Source organism: Brachybacterium sp. Z12, assembly GCF_014400405.1.
In the GTDB taxonomy this organism is placed as follows: domain Bacteria; phylum Actinomycetota; class Actinomycetes; order Actinomycetales; family Dermabacteraceae; genus Brachybacterium.
Window position 1 is genome coordinate 3,103,698 of record NZ_CP060496.1, and the last position, 17,786, is coordinate 3,121,483.

Below are 17,786 nucleotides of genomic sequence, written 5' to 3' on the forward strand. Positions count from 1 at the left end.
CGTTCACCCCTCCTGCACCGCAGGGACCTCGAAGGAGAATTGATGCGCCTGTTCGTCGGAATCCGGACCAAGAACGATGTTCCTCGTTCCGAACGCGGCCCTCTGCGTGATGCCGTGCGTGCGGCGCAGGCTGCGCTCAATGCCGTGCAGCCATGGCCAGAGGAGAACACGACGCAGGATCTCCGCTGGATCCCCGGAGAGGGCAAGGTCGCCACGCTCTTCCGCTCCAACGAGGAGCCGCCCATCCCCGAACGGGAAGGGTGGATCGGCAACAAGGCACGCATCTGGTCCTGGTCAGGAATCATGGGCAGCGACCTGCACGCCGGCCTGAAAGCATCGAAGGCCGATTCCGTCGACGATGTCGCCGTCTGGTCGGGCATCGGCAGCTTCGCCCTGCTCGGCGCGACACCGGACACCCTGGTGGCCTTCACCAACCAGCACCGCTCCGAGGGGCTGTATTGGATCTCGACCCCTACAGCCGTGGTGGTCTCGAACTCCGCGGCCCTCCTGGCGGTGATGCGGGGCAACGGGGCTCCGGAGTACAGCCGGATCGGCACCGCTGCCTTCCTCATGCACGGCCTCCCGTTCGCGGACGCGACGCCGTTCGCCGGAGTTCGTACTCTCGAGGCCGCCGCCAAGCTGATCTCGGACGACCGCACCGATGCCCGGATCGAGTTCGACGAGGTGGAGCAGGACGCCGGTGCCATCGACGTCCACGCCACAGCGGAGAAGATCGCAACGGGCCTCGTCGAATACGCGCGCATCCTCGCCGCCGGGTCCGGGGAGGTTGCTGCAGCGATCACCGGAGGCAAGGACAGCCGCCTGGTCGTCTCCACCCTGCATGCCGCCGGCATCGACTTCTCGACCTACACCAACGGGTTGCCCGAGAGCGGCGAATCGGCCGTGGGAACCCGTGTCACCGAGGCCCTCGGGGTGGAGCACAAGCTGCACACCCCACCCGTGCGGCGATCGGCCAGTGGGAAGTCGATCTTCGAGGCGCGCCCGGAGGCCCAGGCATGGGCGACGCTGCGCTCCACCGGAGGTATGGGCAATGCCTTCACCGTGCTCCCGGACCCGTCTCGCGCGCATCTGTCCGTCACGGCCAAGACCAACTTCGGCGGCCAGGGTGGGGAGATCATCCGCGGGGGCTTCGCTCGGGAGCTTCCCACCGATCCGAGCAGCAGCGACGCCTTCACGGCGTTGACCTCGCGCTGGTTCAACAACAAGGACCTGCTCACTCCACTTGCAGCCGAAGCTGTCATTGCTGACGTGCAGGAGCACCTGGACATCGCAGATCGCGACCCGGTCCAGGCCGCGTTCCTCGCCTATGTCACCAACCGCACGGGCCGCTGGCTCTCGACCATGCGACATGGAGAGTCCGTGACGGCATCGCACACGACCTTGCTGATCAACAATCAGATGATCCGCCAGCTGCGCTCGCTGCCTTCCTCGATGCTCCTCGGGGAACGGATCGCCCACGAGGTGATGTCGATCCTCGCTCCCGAGATCGTGGACCTGCCGTTCTTCCGAGATCGCTGGGCGTTCGAGAAGAACGGACCGGATGCGACGTACAAGCCCGAGAGCTGGGACGAGCGTGCGCCATACACCGCGCACGATCAGCCCCGTGCGAACTTCAACTGGCGCGTCGCGTACAGCCAGCCGCTGAGCGCGTACTTCAAGCAGTTCGTCCTCTCCAAGGAATCGACTCTGCTCGATGACATCATCGATCGTGCCGCAGTGAGCGCGATGTTCGACGGCAAGAAGTACCGCGCACCCGCCGCCTGGGCGCTGTTCTCCGCGAAGTTCATGGCGAACGATCAGTGGTTGAGCACGGCCGCTCCCGAGGGTCAGATGATCGAGATCGAGGTTCCTTCCTGATGAGTTCCAAGCCCGAGAGCACGTCCGCCGCTGAAGGTGACGACTCCGCGGCCCCGACGGATGTCTTCATCTGGGGAAGCTGCGTCAGCCGAGACACCTTCGGCTTCCTCCCCGAAGAGTTCACCCTGACGCGATACGTCGCCAGGCAGTCGCTCATCAGCGCGGGCACGAACGCAAGTGCCGTGCGCGCGCAGATCACCGATCCGGCGTCGAAGTTCCAGGCACGGATGATCCTCGGCGATCTCACGGGAGATCTGTACCGATCGCTCGAGCAGCATGCTGCGGAGACCGACATCGTGCTGGTGGACCTCGTCGACGAGCGCGGCGGAGTCATCGATTTCGGCGACGCCTATGCGACGAAGCTCAGCGAGTTCTGGGGCGCCGGCGGGCGCGATGCGTCACGCGGCGCGTCGCAGATCCCCTTCGGCACCGACGAGCACTTCACGCTCTGGCAGGAAGGGGCACGACGATTCGTCGGCGCGCTTCGCGCCGCGGAGCTGCTGCCCCGCACTCTTGTGCTCCACGCGCCGTGGGCCAGCGAGTTCGACACCGGCGAGCAGCTCGAGATCCAGAGCTGGATGAAGGACCCCGCCACCGCGAACCAGGAGTACACCCGGTACGTCACCTTCCTCCGCGATTGCGGACTGCAGGTGGCGGAGCTTCCTCCTCCGGAACTCGCAAAGACTTCCAGGGACCACCAGTGGGGCCCCAGCCCGTTCCACTATCAGAACAGCGCCTACGAGTACTTCGCGAACGCCATCACCTCGGTGACCGACTCCGCTGCGGAAACCGTTCGACGAGAGCCATTCCCACGCCGCGACACCTCCGCATGGGGCGACGGCGACTTCACCGACGTCAGCACTCCGAGCGAGATACCCGCGACGCTGCCGGAGTCCCTGTATCTGACGATCTGGCACAACGGGTACCCACTGGACCTCTACGTCGAGAATCTCGGTGCTCCGACCACCCTGGTGAGCTTCCATGCGGCGCTCGGCGGATCCGGTCTCAAGCCGCCCATCTTCACGGGCCGCGCCATCAGCGCGGGCAGCGGGATGAACAGGATCTTCGTCTCGGATCCCGGGCTGCTCACGGCGGACGACCTCGGCCTGGCCTGGTACCTGGGCACGAACTCGCTCAACCTCACCGCACTGCTCACCGAGGCAATCCGCGAGCTCCAGTCCCGCATGAGCGCCAAGCACCTCGTGTTCTTCGGAATGTCCGGAGGTGGGTTCGCCGCCCTGAACTTCTCTCACGAGTTCCCGGGATCTCTCGCCCTCCCCGTCAACCCGCAGACCCGCATCCTCGATTACGCCGAGATCCATTGGGACGCCATGGCTCGAGCATGCTTCGGGACAGCTGATACCGCGCAGTCACGCGCGGCGCTGGAATCCCACCCACGGGCAGACCTGCGCGCGGTGTACGCAGCAGGGTTCGCCAATACGGTGATCTACGTTCAGAACTCGGCAGACGCCCACGTCTCGACGCAGCTCATCCCCTGGTTCGAGGCCGTCAGCTGGCGGCAGAACGCCATGCTCCTCTTCGGCGATTGGGGCAACGGCCACGTTCCGCCGCCAGCCGTCGTCCTGAAGAAGCTGATCGAATCCATAGCTTCCGCGGACGGCGACTGGGTTTCCCTTGCTCGGGGCTGGCACGCGAGCGTTCAACCGAGCAGAGAAATGGTCAAGGAGCGCACCGGGCGGTGAACTGCCTCAGGCGCCGATGTAACTCCGCACCATGGGTGGGGCCTCCGGCATTGCCAAGGGGAGCATCCGTTCGTCTCCGTAGCTGCTGGCCCAATTGAACAGTCGAGCCAGCATCCGCCCTTGTCCTCGCAAGTCCGTGGGCGGCGCGGCGCGAAGAGAATCGATCATAGAGGTCTCCAGACCGTCCGTCTGCATCTGCTCCGCCAGCGCCGACAGACCAGTCCTGATCGCCGGCGCCATATCCGGCCGTGGCCTGCCGCGATAGCGGTTCGGACGTATCGCCTGCTGGGACCGCTTCTGTGCTTTCCGGTAGTCGTCGATGCGGGGGCGATGCTCGACCAGTCCCGGATGGGAGAGCGTTGCCCGCTCCAGGGCCACGGTCCAGACTGGTACTCGAGATCATGCAGTTCAGGAGCGAGGCTCTCGACGATGTCATAGAGGACCTTCCCTTCGTACCGCTCGGCCGGGTCGAGGGCCTCGGAGGCACGCAGCAGAGCTGACTGCTGCAGGATCGAGACGTTGGTGGCCCCGTAGGTCTGCCCCCAGCGACGACCGCCGGCATGTCCACGCATCCTGAACGTCTCATAATGACGGTCGAGCGACTGCGCAAGCGTGGAGCCCGGCAAGTACCTTATAGCCTCTATGAAACTCTGCTCACCCTTCTCCGCGAGATCACCAGGAATGTGGAACGGGCTTCGGAGACCCTGTAAGAGAGTTCTCGCGTCAGCGTCTGTCGAGTCTTCTGTGTGCGCCATCCGCTTCCACGAGGGGTGGGACTCCAAGACCCCCGCCCAATACCCTCGATAGATCTCGCCTCCAGCCCCATTGATCCGCGCTTCAGGCTCCGTGAGCCGGTACGTCAGCCCCAGCGGAACGAATTGATTCGTCAGGCCGTGTCGATAGTTCTGGAATCGAGCGAGCTCTCCTTCGACCGTCGTCGGCCATAGATCTCGTGGACTGCGCCAATCGACCCATCCCAGCCCTAGCCCCTCAACGAGCCTGGAGGAGATCTCGAGGTCCTGCTGGACAGTTGGCGAATGCGCGATGCTTCCACCTGGCGGAGTCGGATCCGTTGCTGCGATCTGGACTCGATCTGCGCATCCAGCGCCGAGAACGAGCGCCAGCACCACCCGCGAGTCCTTGCCTCCCGACAGGTTGATGGCGACCCGCTCATGCGTGTCGACCAGCTTCTGCACATCGGCGATCGCTCGGTCGATGCCGTCACGCAATAACGAGTCGTACCCGCCGACTGCAGTGTTCTCGGGACGCGGCACCACTCGGAATCCGTGCCCGCTCACCTCGATCGCGCGATCCGGCGGCAACCATCGCACGCCGTCGATCGGCGTGGAGAAATCGAAGATGCAATCCAGGAAGTCGTGGCGCGCGCTGATGGTCTCAAGTAGGTAAGCCCAGTCGGTATCCAACCTGCCACCGGCAGCCCGTACTGCGTGCGCCGTCTTCGCGGCGGACGTTCCGACGAACAGCGACACTGCGTCGAGTGTTTCTGCACGGGATATCGCGAGAGGCTGCATTCCGAACCGATCCGCGAGGATCAGCCTGCGCCCGTCCTGGGCCCGTGCGACGCACCACCACTCTCCGCTCTGAGCGATCACTCCACCCAGCGGTGCTCCTTCGGCGAAGCAGTCCTGGTCCTCGACAGGCTCGAAAGTCGCACCCCATGCCGACTCGATCGTGAAGTCGTCCGCCGCCGGAGCATCTGCCGCCGGCCGTCGCTCCTCGATGTCGGGGAACCGCAGAACGTCAACCTTGGCAATCATCTGTTGCTCCTTCGAGAGACTCCGCGAGCACTCTATCGTGGCTCACATACCGTGCCTGCAGAACCGCGCACTGCAATCCCCGTCACCGCCATTCGCCAGCTTCACCTTTTTGTAACGTGCAACAGCCCCGGACATCCTCAAAAGCTGATAGAAGTACCAATCATGAGTCCCGCATCCACCCGCCGTGTCCCCCTCTCCCTCACGGTGGGTGGCAGCCCACGCGACTGGGACGGAACCGCTGGAAGCGTTCGGATACCGTTCACGTACGGCGTCACGATTCGTCGCTGGAGAGTCCACTTCCAGAACGTGAACCCTCGCGAAGGGCGCCAAGGGCACGGGTCCGTACGCCTGAGCCAGATCGCAATCGGAGAATCCGGAGGCGGCGGCAAATGGGCCAACGCCCCGAGGGTCATCGCCGACCAGCTCCGGGGCATCCCCAAAGTCTCTCAATGGCAGCACACTCCGCTGCTGGCGGGGCGAGAGTACCTCCTGGCATACAGCTGGGTCAGCGACCACCCCACCCGCCGGGTCGTCGGTGGCGGCTGGATTGCCTCACACCCCACAGACAGCAACGCCACTCGCACACACCCGGACCCAACCGCTCGACGTCTGGATCGAGGCCGAAGTTCCTGCCAGCACCCCGGTCTTCGCCGTCTTCGGCGATTCTCTTTCCTCAGGGGTAGAGGCAACGATGCCGGTTCAGGATTCCTGGCCATCGATCTACGCCAAACGGATCTCCGCTCTTCCGATCCACTACACGGCTTCAGGCGACACCATGAAGAGCTGGTCGGACCCGAACCATTTCAAGTGGCGACGCTGGGAGCATCTGACCCGGCCGGATTTTGCGATTCACGCGATGGGGTTCAACGACATCGGCAATGGTGCCGACTCCTGGGAGCTGCAGGCTCGTCACCTGGACACTATGGAGATCGTGCGCGATCGGCTCACTGATCAGGTGATGCTTGCCGCGATCACTCCGAACACTGAGGCCAGCGATGAGCGCCTGGGAGTTCGTCGCTCCTATAATCATTGGCTCGCCGAGAGGAGGGCGCCGTTCATCCAGTTCCATATGGAGGTTTCCCATGATGACAGAATCCTCGATGCGGCTTTCGACGTGGATGGCTCCCATCTCAACACGGAAGGCTACCGCCGCATGGCATCCACCGTCCCGAGCATCCCCGACACCCGCTGCTGCGCGCCGCACCGACCAGAAGTCACTCGAGGCCTCGTCGGCGCGTGTCCGGATGGAGCCGATCTCTCTCACGCAGCCGCTAGGCATCCGCACAGAGACCACGACGTCGCGCTCATGCAGGATTCCCTTCGCCGTGCCACGTGGGGTGCACCGATGGCGGGTGGTCATCCGCAATATCAACTATCGCGCAAACCAGGCGTACAGCGGCCAGGTGAACCTACGGTTCATCGGTTACGGCACCCCTGCTCGCGACGCAGACGGGGCACTCACCTCCAGTTTCACCGCAGCTCCTCGCGTGATCGCACGAGACACCCTCGTCAAGGATCTCTCCGACGGCTGGGCGGGCCCCTGGATCAGTGAGCAACTCAAGCCGGGCGAGGATTACATGTTCGCCCTGGGATATCTGACCAACGGCACTCCAGTGACGCGCAGCATGGGAGCAGGGTGGCTGACCTCATATTCACCCAGCAACGCCGAGCTGGCGGACGACAGCTCCGCGCTTCCGACCAACAGGATCCCGTTCGATATTCGTATCGAAGTGGATTCGAGCACTGCGCCCACCGAGCCCTATACGACGGATGTCGTGATCGGGGATTCCATCAGCGCGGCATCTGATGCCACGTTCCCCATCCTCGAAGCGCCCGCTGCCGTCGCAAATCGACTGCGCGACGTATACACGCGTCTGCACACTCACGGCGGCACTGCCCTCAACGAGTGGATCGGCCCAGCATGGGGAAATCCCTACTCCGCCAAGTGGCAGGAAGTGGTCCGGTACGGCACCGCAGATCGAGCACTCCTCGCACTGGGCAACAACGACATCCACGCAAGCGATGATCTTGACTCCCTCCAGACGAACTATCTCGCCCTGGTGCAGCTCGTCAGAGACCGGGTTGCCGAGTCAGTCATCGCCTGCACGGTGACCCCGCGTGCTGCCTGGGTCGGGACGACCCGGGAAGCCACGCGTCAAAAATTCAACAACTGGCTGCGTTCGCTGCCGACCGGAGTCGACGGCGTCGTGGACATGGCCAGGGCAGTCGAGGCTCCAGACGGAGCCGGGCCCCACCCGCAACTCGTTTCCCCCGACGGGATCCACTTCAATTCCCTGGGATCAGCCGCTATGGCAGCAACTTTCTAGACTCTGCCGATCCGCAAGAACGTGCCGTGCACTCAGTGGACCGTCATGCATAGCGCCACATCGCTCTTCAGGTCTCGTCGTGTCAGTGACGGCTGGGGCGAGAGACTCTGGCCACAGGCGGAACAGGCTCTCCCCTACAGGTCCGCAACCACTTACTAGTCTCGGGTCGGACGATCGAAGAGTTCTCAAGCTCAGAAGGGGCCACCAGTGGACGATGAGCGCCGGCAGTGGCCACGCCGTCTCCCCTCTCGCCGTGCTCTCCTGACCGCTGGCGCGGTGGTCGGCGGAGGCGCTATCGCTGGCACCGCCGTCTCCCGTATGCAAAGCCAGCGCAGCCAGGACGACTCCTCGACACCGGCGGCCACTGCACCATCGACCGCCACCGCCACTCCTTGGGCACCGCGTGACGAGCGCTTCCTGGCAACGCTGCAGGAGTCAAAGGGAGCTCTGTCGATTGCGCGAGAGTACCGTGGCGCGTTCCCTTCGCTGAAGGTCCGTGATGTACTCCCACTGAGCGGGCTTGGTCAGGCAGACGCGCCTTGGACTGCCGCTTCCATCATCGGGCCGTCACATCAGCTCCAGATCACTCGCTCCGGTGAGTCCTCGCCGCATCTCCTGCTGGACATCCCGTTGGACCCACCTGCAGAGATCTTGTCGATGGCGTGGGACCCGGCGGCACGCACGCTGTATCTCTCGGCGCGCGGAACGCTCTGGGCCTGGAGATACTCGGCACCGAAAACGATCGAACCTCTCGTCGACATCCCTGGAGCGACGGCGCTGTATGAACTCCTGATCGATCCTCAGGGACTGATCTGGGGCGGGACGTTCCCCTTGGGAGCGGTCTTCTCAGTCGACCCAGCCACGAAGTCCGTCCACGTCTCCTCGCAATTCGCCAGCGACGCCGAGTACGTCAGGCGGCTGACGATGGATACCAAGGGGCAGCTGTGGGCGGGCACTGGCGCCCTCAATCCCAGAATCTTCATGTTCCCCCGCACGGCTACCGCGTCGAGAATCGAGATACCGCTCCCAGAGCCGCTCAAGAGCGGGTTCATCACGGCAATCCGTGCTGGAACATCCAAGGTGCGCGTGACCACGGACGGCTGGCCTGACGTCTTCGAGCTGGATTCGAACTCCCGAACCTGGACTCGCAAGTTCAGAGCCTCTGGCTGGGTCCGTACACCGTCGTCCACCATCCTCCACGACGACACCTACTACATGGTTCAGGGCACCGATTTGATCGCTTACCGCGGCAATGGCACCGCCAAGGTTGCCGAAGTCGCCACCGACGTTGGTGCGACGCTGCACCTCTCCGATTCGGGACCCCTCCTCTCCGCGGCAACACCCGACGGATTCTCGCTCTCACCGTTACCGGAGGCTTCGGAACGCGGCGAGCAGCCGGCCGAGGTGAGTCTCGAGCCCGGGCTGTTCAAGGTGCAGAGCATCCTCGCGCCCACGGACTCCACCCTCTACGTCGGCGGGTTCATGGGGACCGGGATCGCCGGGATCGATCCCGATTCGGATGCGCGATGGCACTCCCCTGATGCTCTCGACATCGTCCATCAGGTCGAGAACATGATCAGCGTCGGAGCTGATCGTCTTTACCTCGGAACTTATAGCTGGGCCGATGTCATCAGCTGCGACACCAGCCGTCGGGACGACGTCTCGAGCTACAAGCGGATAGCCCGGTTCAGCACCAATTACAACCAGTCCCGGCCCTTCGGGCTGGCGACGAACTCGAGCAGCCTGTTCGTCGGGACCGTTCCGAACTACGGGCGTTCCGGGGAATCCTCGCGAAGATCGACACCCAGTCGAACACCCCCGAGTGGGTGCTCGACGGAGGCGGCAAGGGGATCGTCGAAGGACACTCGATCATCGGACTCGTGGCGGATGACGAACACGTCTACGGAACGACGTCGGTGCGGAACGGATCTGGCCTGGACGACACGGCCGGTCCTGCCCAGATCTTCATGCTGGACATCGCCACCAAGAAGAAGATCTGGCAGACATCGCCGATCCCCAGCACGGGCGCGCTCTACACGCCGAAGCTCGTCGCCGGCTGGCTACTCATCGCTGACCTGGAAGGCATCAATATCATCGACCCTCGCACCGGCCTGCTCGAAGCGAAACATCAGATCAGCCCTGTTCTGAACTCTTCACAGCGCCCCGGCTGGAACTCGGCTTCTCTCGAAATCATCGGCAACGGGCGCCAGGTCGCGCACTGCGCTGGTGGGACCGTCACGATCGCGGACTTCCTCACGGCTGCGAGCTCACGGGTGGAACCCGATGGCGAGCAGGATGACAGGTTCGGGCCCAGGATCGCAGCGTCTCCTACCGGGCGCCTCTTCGCTGCACGGGCACCGACGTAGTAGAGATCGGACTGCAGAGATGAGACACCCACATGTCCGTGCACAAGTCCCGGTCACCTCGAACATACCGTTCGGGAGGCGGAGCGAGTTCCTCGGTGACGACATCGTCGCGGCTGCCATGATCGTCCACCACGTCCACCACGCCAAGGTCCTCACACGCTCCGGCGACTCCAAACGCACCCAAACCTGCCGCGCGCTACTGAAGGCCACCACGAACGACACGAGGTAGACGAACACACCCCGACTGAGGGGTCAAGATTCAGAAGTCGACACGGGCTCAGTTTTCACCCGGCGGCGACACACCCCGGTGGTCGCGGTAATCGGCGACTCCCTCTCGGTGGGGTCCGCATCCGTCCTCCCCGTCCACGACTCAGCACTGTCCCAGCACATGCGGGCATGGGGCGGTCGGGACTGATGCACGAGTTGGTGTCAGCTGCGGTTAGGCCGCCAGGCTGACGGTCGGGTTCATGATGGTCTCGTATTCGATGGGGGCCAATCGGCCGAGGCGGGCCTGTCGGCGGCGTCGGTGGTAGGTCCTCTCGATCCAGGTGATGATTGCGATCCGCAGTTCGTCTCGGGTCCGCCAGCGTTTGCGGTCCAGGACGTTCTTCTGGAGCAGCGCGAAGAAGGACTCCATCGCAGCGTTGTTCCCGGCCGCACCGACCTGTCCCATCGATCCGATGAGGTGATGACGGTTCAAGGCGTGCACGAACTTCCGTGACCGGAATTGCGATCCTCGGTCCGAATGCACGATGCATCCGGCCGCGCCTCGGCGTCGCGAAGTAGCGTTGTCCAGGGCGTTCACCGCGAGACGGGCCTTCATCCGGGAGTCCATGGAGTAACCAACGATCCGGCCCGAAAACACGTCCTTGATGGCGCAGAGGTAGAGCTTTCCCTCATCGGTCCAGTGCTCAGTGATGTCGGTCAGCCACAGCTCGTTGACGTCGTCGGCTGAGAAGTCGCGCTGGACGAGATCGTCATGGACTGGCGGGCCGGGGCGCTTCCCGTTCTTGCCGCGCTTCTTCCCGAAGACGGACCGCCACTGGTTGTCCCGGCAGATCCTCCACGCGGTCCGTTCGCACATAGGTTGCCCGTTGACTCCCGCTTCGCCGGCGAGGAACCGGTAGCCATACTCGGGGTCGTCGCGGTGCGCGTCGAGCAGGGAGTTAGCGCGATACGCCTCGATCAGCTCGGCTGCGGTGACCTGCTGGTGCCGCCAGCGGTAGTAGGGCTGGCTAGAGAGCTTCAGGACCCGCAGGGACACCGCGACGGGGATACCGTCAGCGGCGAGCTCGCTCACGAGCGGGTACCACCTTTTCCCGGCAGGTTCGCCTGGGAGAGATAGGCAGCAGCACGACGCAGGACCTCGTTCTCCTGCTCGAGCAGCCGATTTCGTCGACGTAGATCGCGCAGTTCGGTCGAATCTTCCCGGGTCTTCCCGGGCCGGGCGCCGTCTTCGACATCGGCTTGGCGCATCCAATTCGTCAGGCACGACTCGGAGATCCCGAAGTCCTTCGCGATCACAGAGAGCTTCTGTCCAGGCTCACGGTTCCTCGCGACGCGGATGACGTCGTCCCGGAACTCCTGGGGGTAGGGAGCGGGCATGGTGCACATCCTTCCCTGCAGCGCCGCGGAGCGCCACAGTTCATGTGACACCTACTCGTGCATCAGTCCCATGACCGATGACGAGCTTGACGGTCTGCGGCGTGCCGTCCTCGACGAGCAGGAGCGGCGCGTGAAGGTCGCGCAACTTCCCGGTGAACTCGCCGCGATGGCTCGCGATGCTGTCGCGGCGGGCTGCGACCCCGAAACCCTGCGGGAGCGTGTCGATGACGCGCTCACCCCCGAACAGGCCGCAGCGCTCGACGCCTGACCGTCCCTCCCCGGCCTCATCCGGGGCTCACCGACGACGTCGCCTCCACCACCTAACCCCTGGCTCCCCAGAACTCACACTAGACGGCGGGGCCTCGGGCTCCCGCGTGCGGTCGAGAGCCTCACGAACGATCGCGGTAGCAACATCCTTGACCAGGACCTGGTGCCCTCGCGCCTGGGCGGTGATCACGACCTCCGCTCGCGAGTGACTGTAAAGCTCGTGTTCCCGAACCTGGCTGACAAGTTCGAGCTGATCCTGGAAGGACTTGTCGAGCTCGTTCGTCAGGATCGTGAACGAGGGGATGTGGCCCTCGTAGAGGAACCGTTCCCAGACATCAACGCGCTCTGGGTGCTGTGCACGCAGCTCCATGATCGAGCCCTGCAGTACATGCTCCTCGACCCTCTTGATCGCACCGGGGAACCAGTTCTGGAAGTCGATTTGCGGAACCTCGACAACGGCATGACAGCGCGTAACTGAGGCGGCGCATAGTGCTGCGAACCCGCCGAGTGACGAGCCGTAGTAGATGACGCGATCTAACGGGATGCCGCGATGTTCGGCCTCGACAGCGACCACTTCAGCAACCGCGTGGATCGTGTCGTGCGTCGCGTCAAGGTACCAGGCCCCGTCGAGGGCAGGGTTGTCACGCAGCGCAGGATCAGCTATTGCGAGGACGTGGCTGTCTGGCCATGACATCGCCCAAGACCAACGATGGAAGGCCGGGAACTGGCGGTCTTCCCGTCCGGGGACGACTGCATTCGACATCAAAACGACCATTCCGTCGGATTGGTCGTTCATCGACAGGTAGTCGATATAGAGTCCAGCAGTCGTAGTTCTCGTTGCGAACGGCAAATGTGGCTGATCTGTCACCCCCGAAATATTACCCGGCCTCGCAGTTTCGGGGCCTCGCGTCAAGCCCGGGAGGTGAGGACGAGCTCGTCGATCCTGACACGTGTCTCGGGCCGGTGCCAGCGCCGCGCCGTCGCACCAGTGAGCGTGACCCCGTCGGGCAGCGTGAACGTCAGGCGTGTGTCGAAGCGGCCCGGCTCGGTGCGGAGGTACTTGTAGTACCCGGCGCGCGGCGAGTAGGACAGCCCGAGTTCACGGAGCTCATCGGCTCGCTCGGGGCCCACCGGGTTCTCGTCCTGGTCGCGCAGCTCGAGCGAGAGCAGCACGTTCCGACGCACCGCGGCCGGGTCCGGCCGAACCTTGGCTATCAGCTCGACCTCACCATGGATGGGGTCAACCTCGACGGGGAGCCCTTCCGGCGGCACGATCGTCGGATCACTCACAAGGACCTGTAGCGTCTCGCCAGGCTCGAGCCCTGAATGGATCCGGTCCTGGAGGACCGGGAAGTACTCGGACACCTCGGCCTTGTCCGATGCGGCGGGGCGCTCCTCCATGAAGGTGACCAGGTTCTTGAGCCGCTGTTCCTCGCTGAGGTGCTGGCTCCGGACGTTGGTGTCCTGCTCGATGTGGCGCACCCAGATGTAACCGGGCTTGCGGGAATCGAGGATCACTGGGGCCGCGCGGTCGGAGTAGTTGTGCGCCGCGGCCGGCGGGGAGTCAATGCTCCCGTCCTCGTACTTGCGGTGGATGGAGAGGAGCCCGATCGCGATCATCGGCACGTAGGCGCGGCGGGTGAAGTACAGGCCACCGTCGCGGTAGATGGCGGTGAGCCCCGCGGCGAGGGACACGAGCATCCCGGTGAACGCCTCTGTGAGATACGGGGTGACGCGGTCGAAGTAGTCGGTCGGCAGGATGTCGTCGTCATCGAGCCGGTACGAGCCGACCATCCCCGCCTGGGCGTAGGACATCGGGTCGACGTGCGGAGAACGGAGGGCGACCTTGTCCAGCACGAGCCACGGGTACTTGTGTGCGGCGGCCTCGAGCTGCCGCTGATAGGGCAGAGGCAGGAGCGTCGAGTAGGAGACGACGTGCCGCAGCTCGTAGTTGCGCGCCGCGAGGTCGAGCTGAGGGAGCGCCATCGACAGGAAGATGTCCATCCTCGGGTCAAGCCGTTCGGCTGAGAAGAGATAGTCCCGATACTCGTCCTGGGTGGCGAACCGGTTGGATGCGTGCCAGGCGGTGGAGCCGGGCTGGTACAGGCTGAATCGGGTGTGCCCAATGAACATTCTTCGGCCCTCGCAGGTCGTCAATCTGAGATGAGCGCGCTGGTACGGCCCGCTACCCAACGTATAGGCACGGTGCGACCTTCTGGGCAGCTGTTACGCGATTGCCATGTGATCTTCAAACTTCCCTCGGCCCTGCTCACCAGCGGGGCCGCCCCTATGTCCGCATGCCAAGGGAGCGTGGGCCGCCGCAAGTCGGGAGCAGCAGTGGCGTGCGCTACGGCGAGGTGATGCTGGCAAGGGTTCCAAGACACACGACCCAGACACCAAGCGTCTGCAGGCCTTGGATGAGAACGTCGAGCGACCAACCGTCGCGAGAGATCGCCTTCACGAAGTTGATGAATGTCCCCACACCGCCGACCAGCGTGCCTATGAAGACCGTCGTCGCAAAAATCGCTTCCGGCTTCCCCCACTTCGAGACCGCTGGCAGCGCCACTCCGAGCGCGATCAGGAGAATCACCGCTCCGTAGAGGGTCAGCGCAACGCCTGGCGAATGTCGGTCGAAAGCGGTGGGACCCGTGCCGCGTGGGGGCGTCTGGCCGGTACCCGTTCCGGATGCGTCGGCTGTCTGCGGAGTGGTCAATTTGTCGGTCATAAGCAGAACCTATATCGGCCCCGTCATCCGTCGGGGCTTTCTCCATGCCCGCACACCGGGGGCGAAGGTCGATCTGCGCATCACAACGAAGTTCCTGCGGAAGTACTCGACGTTCTCGCTGCTGGTGATCGACGAGTGGCTGCTGGACCATCCTGACGAGGCCATGCGTTCGATGCTGCTGGAGTTGCTCGAACTCCGCTACGACACCGGCTCGACGGTGTTCTGCACGCAGTACGCCAAGAAGGACTGGCATCCACGACTCGGCGGAGGGGGGTCCACGCCGATGCGATCATGGACCGCATCGTCCACAACACCATCTGGGTCGACACCGGCACCCGGAACATGCGCCAGCACGCCGCGATGACCCAGTGACGTGATGCCGGCGCGGGCCCAGTGGTCCCCACCGCGACGGCTACTGGCCCCCGCCGGCACGATCGATGGTCCCCGAAGGCACGATTCAGCGGCCCCCAAGCCTACGAATATTCAGTGTCCGCTCATCATCGAGGACCTTGACGACTATCCCCAGCTACATCACACCACCGGCGCGCCCTCACTTTTCTCTAAAGAGCCGCATTGAGCCTGTCCCGTCCGGCACTCATCAGCGCCACCAGCTCGGCTTCGGTATGGGCGGAGCCGAGGTGCTCAAGGACCACGTCCCGGCGATCCTTCCCCTCGGCGATCCACGCGGCCGTCGCTCCCGAAGCCGTCTTCACCTTCCGCAGGATCACCACACTATTAGTGTGTCATCCACACACTCCTCCAGTGCCCTCACCAGGGGAAACACCCTCCAGAAGAGCGCTCAGCGCGAAGAGAGGTCCAACTCAGGCAGCGTCGCCCTCGGAATCCGAAACTTCGAGCACTACCGCCCCCACATGCTCCTCATCACCGGCAGAGTTGACGCTTCGCCCTGCTCTTAACTCTGAAGAGTCCTAGGTGATGTCATAGCGTCGTAGCAACACTCCCGGTTGATGGGGGCTCGAGGCGAGGAGGCCTGGGATGGTGCGGCGGCGGCTCACGTTCGCGGAGCGGATGGAGATCTCGACGGGATCGAAGGCCGGGTGGGGAGTCCGTCGAATCGCTTCTCATCTGGGTAGATGCCCTTCGGTGGTCTCCAGGGAACTACGACGGAACTCGACGAAGACTCGTGGCTATCAAGCCGTGACCGCGGACGTGAAAGCGCAACGCCAGCGCTCGCGTCCACAGGTCCGGAAAGTCGCGAAGGATCCGGTGCTCGAGGCCCGGGTGAGCGCCGACCTCGCGGCGTCATGGACGCCGAACGAGATCGCGGGCCGCTTGCGTCTGGAGGCCGCAGACCCGACCGTTGAACGCATGGCGAACTCTCCCGACGCTCAGGGCCGCACCGTCAGCGGAGAAGCGATCTACCAGTACATCTACGCGATCCCCGCGGAGAACTCGCGGGGCGCGGGATCTTCCTGCAGTCCAAGCGGACCAAGCGCCGGCCCCGCACCACCGGCCGGACCCGGGGCGGGCCGATCGTGGGGATGGTCCCGATCGCGGAACGGGGCGAGGACGCAGCGAAGCGGCGGGTGCCGGGGCACTGGGAGGGCGATCTGATCATTGGGAAGAACGGCAGCTCGTGCGCCGCGACCCTGGTGGAGCGGATGAGCGGGTTCACCGGCCTGCTCGCCCTGCCCTCTATGCCGAGGGCACGGCGGACGCGGTCATCGAGTATTTCACCGAGCTGCCCAGGATGATGCAGGCCTCGCTGGCGTGGGACCAGGGCTCCGAGATGGCGCAGCACGCGAAAGTTTCCCTGGGCACGGACATGCCGGTCTACTTCGCTGACCCTCACTCGCCGTGGCAGCGGCCGTCCAACGAGAACACGAACCGGCTCTACCGGGAGTACCTCCCCAAGGGCACCGTGATCCCCGACCACCAGCCCTACCTCACCACCATCGCCGAAGAGATCAACAACCGACCTCGTCGCCGACTCGGCTTCCTGACCCCGACAGAATCCTTCGCACGACTACTTGTCGGCGAACCCCATGTTGCTTCCACGATTTGACACCACCGGGCCGTCACGGCCAGACGCCAGCCGAACCAACGGTTCCGCCGTGAATCGGCCAAGATCCACTCTGGGGATCGACCACCTTCGAGGCAGACCACGGAGGCCGAAGCGGCCAGCCTGCTAAGTCGGTCATGAACACCCCGTATGCAAGATCAACGTAGGATTAGATCGCGAGCTCAGGCGACTGCGCTCCGGTTCCCCGTCCGACCCAAGGAGAGTAGTCGAGTGAGACATCCCGAACGAGTCAGATTCTCGTGGCATCCCTCTGAGCCTGTAAGATCTTTCGAATGTGCAGTTGTCACAGATTCTGATGACCTCGCGGCGCAGACATATGCGGTCTCACTTTCCGTCCGCGACGCCGCAGGGGACGATATCGCCCCCAAAAAAGGGCCATGGCTTTACTCGAATTCTCTCGAACGATTCTTCCAGTACAACCAGGCCACTGAGGACGAGCCGACGTTCCGACTTGAGACTTGGATAAGCGAGATTGTCATCGACGCTGTACATGTCGAGGTTATAGCGTGGAAGAAAGACCGGGAAGCGCCTTCAGTACTAGGAATGGCTTTCAGCCCGACTGCGGACGAGCCTCCAGGGGCCCGAAGCTGGGTTATTTGCCCACCGATGGGTGAAGCTGCATGACCTTCGAGAGCAAGCTTCCCCCAAGGTGTCCGTGGTCATCGGATTTAAAGACTGGGGAATCGAGCGCCTAGAGCTCTCGATCCGTTCAATTCACCTCTCCCTCGGGGACGTACCTCACGAGGTGATCGTCTCCGACTACAACAGCAGCGACCGTGCATCCGTCGCCGATACAGCACGACGGGTTAACGCACATCACGAGATCGTCGAGACCGACGGCGAGTGGTCGCGATCAAGGGCGCTGAACGCCGGAGTGCGCGCATCACGTGGCGAGTACATACTCGCAACGGATGCCGACATGGTCTTCTCGCCGGGAGCATTGCGTCGGGTGGTCGACCAGCTCGACCAGCACCCCATGGAGATTGTCATCCTTCAGTGCAGAGATCTGCCCACGGGCTATTCTCACGAAGTGATCTCGCGCGAAGGATTCGATTGGGACAAATTCTCCGCCATCGCGCAGATCAGGCCCCGA

The 17,786-nt window shown here is 63.9% G+C and carries 16 protein-coding genes and 2 pseudogenes; 12 read left to right on the forward strand and 6 right to left on the reverse strand.

Annotation, left to right across the window (positions count from 1 at the left end; genetic code table 11):
* Positions 1–42: 42 nt before the first annotated feature.
* Both H3H54_RS16435 and H3H54_RS16440 read left to right on the forward strand, forming a co-directional pair.
* Positions 43–1,878 carry a hypothetical protein gene (locus H3H54_RS16435; RefSeq protein WP_262424697.1) on the forward strand — a complete coding sequence of 612 codons (1,836 nt, stop codon included), beginning with the start codon at positions 43–45 and terminating at the stop codon, positions 1,876–1,878.
* The gene (locus H3H54_RS16440) at positions 1,878–3,581 is read left to right on the forward strand and encodes a DUF6270 domain-containing protein (protein WP_262424698.1); all 1,704 of its coding nucleotides are present in this window, start codon (positions 1,878–1,880) and stop codon (positions 3,579–3,581) included. Before H3H54_RS16435 ends, H3H54_RS16440 begins: the two co-directional genes overlap by 1 nt.
* A gap of 164 nt (positions 3,582–3,745) precedes the next feature.
* On the opposite strand, the gene H3H54_RS16445 is transcribed toward H3H54_RS16440, so the two are convergent.
* Positions 3,746–5,359 (reverse strand): hypothetical protein, encoded by a 1,614-nt coding sequence (locus H3H54_RS16445; RefSeq protein WP_262424699.1) that lies wholly within the window; start codon positions 5,357–5,359, stop codon positions 3,746–3,748.
* A gap of 691 nt (positions 5,360–6,050) precedes the next feature.
* Here H3H54_RS16445 and H3H54_RS19780 point away from each other — a divergent pair.
* The 4 genes and pseudogenes from H3H54_RS19780 to H3H54_RS16465 all read left to right on the forward strand — a co-directional run.
* Positions 6,051–6,461, forward strand: a pseudogene (locus tag H3H54_RS19780) (hypothetical protein); the annotation flags it as partial.
* Positions 6,462–6,711: 250 nt separating this feature from the next.
* Complete coding sequence (locus H3H54_RS16455; RefSeq protein ID WP_262424701.1) at positions 6,712–7,686, forward strand: GDSL-type esterase/lipase family protein; 975 nt, start codon at positions 6,712–6,714, stop codon at positions 7,684–7,686.
* 276 nt (positions 7,687–7,962) lie between these two features.
* Positions 7,963–9,834, forward strand: a complete 1,872-nt coding sequence (locus H3H54_RS16460) for a hypothetical protein (protein ID WP_262424702.1) — start codon at positions 7,963–7,965, stop codon at positions 9,832–9,834.
* A gap of 237 nt (positions 9,835–10,071) precedes the next feature.
* The gene (locus tag H3H54_RS16465; RefSeq protein ID WP_262424703.1) at positions 10,072–10,281 is read left to right on the forward strand and encodes an ATP-binding protein; all 210 of its coding nucleotides are present in this window, start codon (positions 10,072–10,074) and stop codon (positions 10,279–10,281) included.
* 210 nt (positions 10,282–10,491) lie between these two features.
* On the opposite strand, the gene H3H54_RS16470 is transcribed toward H3H54_RS16465, so the two are convergent.
* Positions 10,492–11,657 (reverse strand): IS3 family transposase gene (locus H3H54_RS16470; RefSeq protein ID WP_262424704.1). Its coding sequence is split into 2 segments (ribosomal slippage): positions 10,492–11,370 and positions 11,373–11,657, totalling 1,164 coding nucleotides; the frame shifts between segments, so codons are not numbered across the junction.
* 70 nt (positions 11,658–11,727) lie between these two features.
* On the opposite strand from H3H54_RS16470, the gene H3H54_RS16475 reads away from it, so the two are divergent.
* Positions 11,728–11,925 carry a hypothetical protein gene (locus H3H54_RS16475; RefSeq protein WP_262424705.1) on the forward strand — a complete coding sequence of 66 codons (198 nt, stop codon included), beginning with the start codon at positions 11,728–11,730 and terminating at the stop codon, positions 11,923–11,925.
* Between the two features lie 27 nt (positions 11,926–11,952).
* Here H3H54_RS16475 and H3H54_RS16480 read toward each other — a convergent pair whose 3' ends face one another.
* The 3 genes from H3H54_RS16480 to H3H54_RS16490 all read right to left on the reverse strand — a co-directional run bounded on the left by H3H54_RS16480 (position 11,953) and on the right by H3H54_RS16490 (position 14,649).
* A complete protein-coding gene (locus H3H54_RS16480; protein ID WP_262424706.1) occupies positions 11,953–12,720 on the reverse strand; it encodes a hypothetical protein in 768 nt (255 codons plus the stop codon).
* A gap of 113 nt (positions 12,721–12,833) precedes the next feature.
* Positions 12,834–14,057, reverse strand: coding sequence for a putative rhamnosyl transferase (locus H3H54_RS16485; RefSeq protein WP_262424707.1), 1,224 nt, complete (start codon positions 14,055–14,057; stop codon positions 12,834–12,836).
* A gap of 214 nt (positions 14,058–14,271) precedes the next feature.
* Positions 14,272–14,649 carry a hypothetical protein gene (locus H3H54_RS16490; RefSeq protein WP_262424708.1) on the reverse strand — a complete coding sequence of 126 codons (378 nt, stop codon included), beginning with the start codon at positions 14,647–14,649 and terminating at the stop codon, positions 14,272–14,274.
* Between H3H54_RS16490 and H3H54_RS16495 the strand changes: the two genes are divergently transcribed.
* On the forward strand, positions 14,630–15,013 hold the full coding sequence (locus H3H54_RS16495; RefSeq protein WP_316249068.1) for an ATP-binding protein: 384 nt from the start codon (positions 14,630–14,632) through the stop codon (positions 15,011–15,013). The two genes, H3H54_RS16490 and H3H54_RS16495, sit on opposite strands and share 20 nt — an antisense overlap.
* A gap of 196 nt (positions 15,014–15,209) precedes the next feature.
* Here the strand turns inward: H3H54_RS16495 and H3H54_RS16500 are convergent, their stop codons facing one another.
* A complete protein-coding gene (locus H3H54_RS16500; RefSeq protein WP_262424709.1) occupies positions 15,210–15,380 on the reverse strand; it encodes a hypothetical protein in 171 nt (56 codons plus the stop codon).
* A 298-nt stretch (positions 15,381–15,678) separates the two neighbouring features.
* On the opposite strand from H3H54_RS16500, the gene H3H54_RS16505 reads away from it, so the two are divergent.
* The 4 genes and pseudogenes from H3H54_RS16505 to H3H54_RS19785 all read left to right on the forward strand — a co-directional run.
* Positions 15,679–16,224, forward strand: a complete 546-nt coding sequence (locus tag H3H54_RS16505) for a helix-turn-helix domain-containing protein (protein ID WP_262426518.1) — start codon at positions 15,679–15,681, stop codon at positions 16,222–16,224.
* A gap of 22 nt (positions 16,225–16,246) precedes the next feature.
* Positions 16,247–16,675: an IS30 family transposase gene (locus H3H54_RS16510; RefSeq protein ID WP_262424710.1), complete on the forward strand. Its 429-nt coding sequence runs from the start codon at positions 16,247–16,249 to the stop codon at positions 16,673–16,675.
* Between the two features lie 228 nt (positions 16,676–16,903).
* Positions 16,904–17,317, forward strand: a complete 414-nt coding sequence (locus H3H54_RS16515; protein WP_262424711.1) for a hypothetical protein — start codon at positions 16,904–16,906, stop codon at positions 17,315–17,317.
* A 31-nt stretch (positions 17,318–17,348) separates the two neighbouring features.
* Positions 17,349–17,684 (forward strand): annotated as a pseudogene (locus H3H54_RS19785) (glycosyltransferase); the annotation flags it as partial.
* Between the last annotated feature and the right edge of the window lie 102 nt (positions 17,685–17,786).

Bases quoted from the DNA above. Each gene is read 5' to 3' on its own strand.
- H3H54_RS16435 (WP_262424697.1), top strand. From the start codon at position 43: ATGCGCCTGTTCGTCGGAATCCGGACCAAGAACGATGTTCCTCGTTCC.
- H3H54_RS16440 (WP_262424698.1), top strand. From the start codon at position 1,878: ATGAGTTCCAAGCCCGAGAGCACGTCCGCCGCTGAAGGTGACGACTCC.
- H3H54_RS16445 (WP_262424699.1), bottom strand. From the start codon at position 5,359: ATGATTGCCAAGGTTGACGTTCTGCGGTTCCCCGACATCGAGGAGCGA.
- H3H54_RS16465 (WP_262424703.1), top strand. From the start codon at position 10,072: ATGAGACACCCACATGTCCGTGCACAAGTCCCGGTCACCTCGAACATA.
- H3H54_RS16475 (WP_262424705.1), top strand. From the start codon at position 11,728: ATGACCGATGACGAGCTTGACGGTCTGCGGCGTGCCGTCCTCGACGAG.
- H3H54_RS16480 (WP_262424706.1), bottom strand. From the start codon at position 12,720: ATGAACGACCAATCCGACGGAATGGTCGTTTTGATGTCGAATGCAGTC.
- H3H54_RS16485 (WP_262424707.1), bottom strand. From the start codon at position 14,057: ATGTTCATTGGGCACACCCGATTCAGCCTGTACCAGCCCGGCTCCACC.
- H3H54_RS16490 (WP_262424708.1), bottom strand. From the start codon at position 14,649: ATGACCGACAAATTGACCACTCCGCAGACAGCCGACGCATCCGGAACG.
- H3H54_RS16505 (WP_262426518.1), top strand. From the start codon at position 15,679: ATGGAGATCTCGACGGGATCGAAGGCCGGGTGGGGAGTCCGTCGAATC.